The organism is Aminiphilus sp., assembly GCF_029975095.1.
In the GTDB taxonomy this organism is placed as follows: Bacteria; Synergistota; Synergistia; order Synergistales; family Aminiphilaceae; genus Aminiphilus.
In genome coordinates this window covers 1-5,170 of the sequence record NZ_JARKPW010000060.1, presented here as the reverse complement: position 1 = coordinate 5,170, position 5,170 = coordinate 1, and the positions used below count along the sequence as shown (strand labels likewise).

The following is a 5,170-nucleotide window of genomic DNA, read 5'->3' as shown; positions in this document are numbered from 1 at the left end:
TCAGCTTCCCCGATGCATGCTGCTTCTCCACGGCTTTAACGCCGCCTCCGCTTTGCGCTCGTTCCCGTTTCGCCAGCAGTTCCTCGCAAAGCTGGTCGATGCTCTTTTCCGACATCTACCATAACCTCCTCGTCCTGCTTCTGTCCCTCGGCGACTCGGGACAGTCCGCCACTCAAGCCTCCGCAGCGTGAACAACATTCCGTTCCGAGCGAAGGCATTCCTCACAGAATAATTCCGATCCAGGGAAATGCTCGACAGTCCGCCCGTGGCTCTCTTCTCCGGAAAAATGTCATTCCTGACGGAGAGCGTTTTCTCTCTCAGTTCCCGATTTTCAAGACGAAAATCTTGAACGGAAACGGCTGGGAACCGGGCAGGCTCCTGTGGAAGCAATGACAATGCGAGGTATCGACCGCGAAAATGCGAACTGTGGAGAACTCCCGTTTGAAGGTACCGAAGGCGGTTCCGGCACCGATGACTTCTATATTTTTCTGACTATTACGACGAAATAATCTCCATTGCGTCGTTGTTACGGTCATTTATACAGGTCAACGGAGACCACGTCAAGCAACGGATCTTTTTGCGTCATCGTGCATACAGAACCTCTTAAATTATGAACGCTTTGCGTTCTCTCGAGAAAGATGCCCTCTACGTCGGACGCAGCGATCAGCCGACATGGGGGAAAACATTTTGCAATACTACACCGTAAGGCTTTTGCGATACAACAAAAAACAAAAAGAGAAGAGCAGCGACGAGATGGCAACGTTCCTCCCGAAATCGCTCGCCCGTTTCGTCACCCTTGAAAATCGCGTAAAAACCCGGAGGACTTTCAACAGGCCCGTCACGTCGCTTTGCTGAAAGGCCGTCCGTGATACTTCTCACTGAGAACAGCGTTCTCGCCTGAAAAACTTATGGAACCTCTGAATAAGGCCGCATCAGCCCCGTAGGGCACCTTGCAGATCCTGATGCGACCCGAGTCAAGGGAAAGAGAAAGGCCTTTATTCAGAGCTCCCTTATAATATATTTTGCACGAAGATGCTTTGTTTAGGATTTTTTAAAATAACGAAGGGGGCCTCCCGCACGGGAAGCCCCCTTCATCGTGATTCCTGCGAAACCGCAGAACTCTCCGTCAGTGCGTGAGCAGCGTCAGCATGGCTCCCGCCGCCACGGCGGTCCCGATCACGCCCGCCACGTTCGGACCCATGGCGTGCATCAAAAGAAAGTTGCTCGGGAACTCCTGCTGGCACATGCGCTGCACCACTCGGGCCGCCATGGGCACCGCGGACACTCCCGCCGCACCGATCATGGGGTTGATCTTCCCCCCGGACAGGATCTTCATGAGCTGACCGAAGAGCACGCCGCCCGCAGTGCTGAACACGAAGGCCACAAGGCCGAGAAGGATGATCTTCAGGGTCCCTATGTTCAGAAAGCTCGTGGCATCCATGGTGGCTCCCACGGACAGGCCCAGAAAGATCGTGGTGGCGTTCAGAATCTCGTTCTGCGCCGCTCCGCTCAGACGCTCCGTCACGCCGCACTCCCGAAGGAGGTTGCCGAACATGAGCACGCCCACGAGCGGCACGGAGGCGGGAAGGATCAGACCGGCCGCCATGGTGCACACGATGGGAAAGAGAACTTTTTCCGTCTTGCTCACGGGGCGGAGCTGGTCCATGCGAATGCCCCGGTCGGCCTTGGTGGTCAGAAGGCGGATCACCGGCGGCTGGATGAGCGGCACGAGCGACATGTAGCTGTACGCCGCCACGGCCACGGCTCCGAGGATCTGGGGCGCCATCTTCATGGTGAGGTAGATGCTCGTCGGGCCGTCCGCGCCACCGATGATGGCGATGCTCGCCGCTTCACGCACGCTGAAGCCCATGACCATGGCGAGAAAAAGGGCTACGAACACGCCGAGCTGCGCCGCCGCACCCAAAAGGAAGGTGATGGGGTTCGCCATGAGGGGCCCGAAGTCGGTCAGGGCTCCGATGCCCATGAAGATGATCACGGGGTAGATCTCGTGCTCCGCTCCGTAGAACACGTAACGCAGAAAGCCTCCCTCATCCATGATGCCCGACAGGGGAAGGTTCACGAGCAGGCAGCCGAAGGCGATGGGCACGAGAAGAAGCGGCTCGAAGCCTTTGCCGATGGCCAGGTAGAGGAGCACCAGGGCCACGGTGAGCATGACGAAATGACCACCCGTGAGGCCCAGAAATCCGGACTGTTCTACGATGCTACGCAGTGCTTCCACATACAGCATTATTCGTCCTCCCTCGTTCCCGGGGAACGGCAGGAACTCTGCTAGCCCACGACGACGAGGACGTCGCCGGTGTTGACTGAATCACCTTCCTTGACGCGTATTTCCTTCACTGTGCCTCCGCTTGACGCCTGGATCTCGTTCTCCATCTTCATGGCCTCCAGAACGACCAGCAGGTCTCCGGGGTTCACGGAGGCTCCCACAGAAACCGCCACTTTCAGGATCTTGCCGGGCATGGGGGAACTCACCACGTCGCCTCCGGCGGGAGCCGCCGGAGCGGGCGCCGCCGCAGGCGCGGGTGCGGGCGCCGCCGCCTTCGGAGCCGGGGCCGCGGCGACCACGGGCGCGGGCGCCGCTACAGGGGCAGGCGATGCGCCTCCTTTGATCTCTTCAACTTCCACGTCGTAACTCTTGCCGTTCACTGCGATCCGAAACGTTCGGGCCATCTTCTTCCTTCCTCCTTGGGAGAGTGCAAGATTGAAAAACATTCTGGTTTTTTCACGAAACGAAAGCGCACTATCCGGAACAGCAATCGACCCGAGGCATAGGGCAGTGCGCGAAAACACATGTCGCCGTCGCAACAGCTCTCTCCAGCACATTTCGAGAAAACGAGCGTATCGGTTACCGTGCGATCACACGAACACCCCATTGCGTACCGCACTGCGAGAAACCTCGGAACAAATCGCCGGGTCGTGTCACCGTTCCCAAAAACAGCCCGGCACTTCATTGCTGCAGCATCTTTCAAGAAACGGACCATGAGAACGCCGTAACAATGAACGGAATGCCGGCTGGACCCTCTTTATAAAGCATGTACAAAGACAAAAACAATCTCCCATTCCGACAGCGCCACACTGTGGCCCGCCATCCCGGGAACAAGCTGCGACACCGAAGAATTCCTCGGCTCAGGAACTAGAATCCCCGTCCCTCCAGATTGCAGGTACGGGCGAGAGCCCTCCAGCCGTTTCCGCTCCCCGCCTGTCTGGAGACGGCGAAGACAGGACGGACGTTCGTCACCGTGACGGCGCTGCCGAGCGTCGCCGCCACCGCAGCGGTAAGAACCGCGATGAGATTTTCCTCGTCAGCGCTCTGGGAAACGCCGGCGGAAACAGCCTGGGAAACCGTCGGAACTGCGGGCTTGGATGCCGCAGGGGTACTCCGCTGCTTCTTCCTGTTGTCCACGACTTCGGAAAGACACTTGTTCCCCACGATGATGAAGCTCAAGCCGATGAGCACCAGAAAAACGATGCTGAAGGCAATGAGCGCCAGGATCACCGCGCCTCCCGCTCCGACAAAATGGGATGCCAGTTCCATGTACGTCTCCCCCCTTCTTCCCCGTTCCCTATTGCGGCATGATCCCGTGTTTCCGCTTCGGACGCTGCTCCTTCTTGCCCTCCGTCAGCAGAAGGGCCTGGTACAGCGCTCCACGGGTCTCCTCCGGAAGGATCACGCGATCCACAAAGCCCCGCGCCGCTGCCACGTAGGGGTTCGCGAAGGCTTCTTTATACTCGTCGATCTTCTGCTTCCGCATGGCCACCTGGTCCGCGGCACTCTCGATCTCTTTCCGGAAGACAATGTTCGCCGCGCCTTCGGCTCCCATCACGGCGATCTCCGCCTGGGGCCACGCGAGAACAACGTCCGCTCCGAGGTCTTTGCTGCACATGCCGAGGTACGAGCCTCCGTAGGCTTTCCGAAGGATGATGGTCACGAGGGGAACGGTGGCTTCGCTGTAGGCGTAGAGCATTTTCGCTCCGTGGCGGATGATTCCGCCCTCTTCCTGGGCACGACCGGGCAGGTAGCCGGGAACGTCCTCGAAGGTGACTACGGGGATGTTGAAGGCATCACAGAAACGAATGAATTTGCTGGCTTTGTCCGAGGCGTCGATGTCGAGGCAACCCGCCATATAGTTGGCCTGGTTGGCGATGATGCCGATGGAGATGCCTCCCACCCGCGCAAAACCGGTGACGATGTTCCGCGCCCACAGGGGCTGCACTTCCAGGAAGCTCTCTTTGTCCACCACGCCGCTGATGACGTCGATGACGTTGTAGCCTTTGTTGGGGTTGGTGGGAACGAGAGTCCGAAGGGCTGGGTTGGTGCCGAAGGGGTCTTCGTCGGTCTCTTCCCAGGGGGCGTCCTCCAGGTTGTTCGAGGGAAGGTAGCCCAGAAGGCGGCGTACCTGACGGAGGCAGTCGTCCTCGGTGGCACAGTAGAACTGGGCCACGCCGGATTTGCTGTTGTGGGTCAGGGCGCCTCCGATCTGTTCGCTCGTGACTTCTTCGCCGGTGACGGCTTTGATGACCGCAGGGCCGGTGATGTGCATGATCCCCACTTTGTCCACCATGAAGGTGAAGTCCGTCAGGGCGGGGCTGTACACGGCACCGCCCGCGCACGGGCCGGCGATGATGGAGATCTGGGGCACCACTCCCGACGACAGGACGTTCCGGAAGAAGATGTTGCCGTAGCCCGAAAGGGCGTCCACGGCCTCCTGGATCCTGGCGCCGCCGGAGTCGTTGATCCCTACGACCGGAGCTCCGTTCTTCACGGCCAGATCCATCACTTTGCAGATCTTCTTCGCGTGCGCTTCGCCGAGGGAACCGCCGATGACGGTGAAGTCCTGGCTGTACACGTACACGATGCGGCCGTCGATGGTTCCGTAACCCGTCACGACTCCGTCCCCGGGGAACACTTTCGTCTCCATGCCGAAGTTCGTGCACCGATGCTCCACGAATTCGTCGATCTCCACAAAGCTCCCCTCGTCAAGAAGCTTCGCGATGCGCTCCCGCGCCGTCAGCTTCCCCGATGCATGCTGCTTCTCCACGGCTTTAACGCCGCCTCCGCTTTGCGCTCGTTCCCGTTTCGCCAGCAGTTCCTCGCAAAGCTGGTCGATGCTCTTTTCCGACATCTACCATAACCTCCTCGTCCTGCTTC

Annotated in this window: 4 protein-coding genes; all 4 read right to left on the bottom strand. The window is 59.2% G+C overall.

What is annotated here, in order from left to right; translation table 11 throughout:
• Positions 1-1,126 precede the first annotated feature (1,126 nt).
• The 4 genes from Q1K49_RS03920 to Q1K49_RS03905 all read right to left on the bottom strand — a co-directional run bounded on the left by Q1K49_RS03920 (position 1,127) and on the right by Q1K49_RS03905 (position 5,144).
• Positions 1,127-2,251, bottom strand: coding sequence for a sodium ion-translocating decarboxylase subunit beta (locus Q1K49_RS03920; RefSeq protein WP_213693678.1), 1,125 nt, complete (start codon positions 2,249-2,251; stop codon positions 1,127-1,129).
• A 38-nt stretch (positions 2,252-2,289) separates the two neighbouring features.
• Complete coding sequence (locus Q1K49_RS03915) at positions 2,290-2,691, bottom strand: biotin/lipoyl-containing protein (RefSeq protein WP_300523033.1); 402 nt, start codon at positions 2,689-2,691, stop codon at positions 2,290-2,292.
• Between the two features lie 463 nt (positions 2,692-3,154).
• On the bottom strand, positions 3,155-3,556 hold the full coding sequence (locus Q1K49_RS03910) for an OadG family protein (protein ID WP_300523030.1): 402 nt from the start codon (positions 3,554-3,556) through the stop codon (positions 3,155-3,157).
• A gap of 28 nt (positions 3,557-3,584) precedes the next feature.
• Positions 3,585-5,144: a carboxyl transferase domain-containing protein gene (locus Q1K49_RS03905; RefSeq protein ID WP_300523027.1), complete on the bottom strand. Its 1,560-nt coding sequence runs from the start codon at positions 5,142-5,144 to the stop codon at positions 3,585-3,587.
• Positions 5,145-5,170 lie beyond the last annotated feature (26 nt).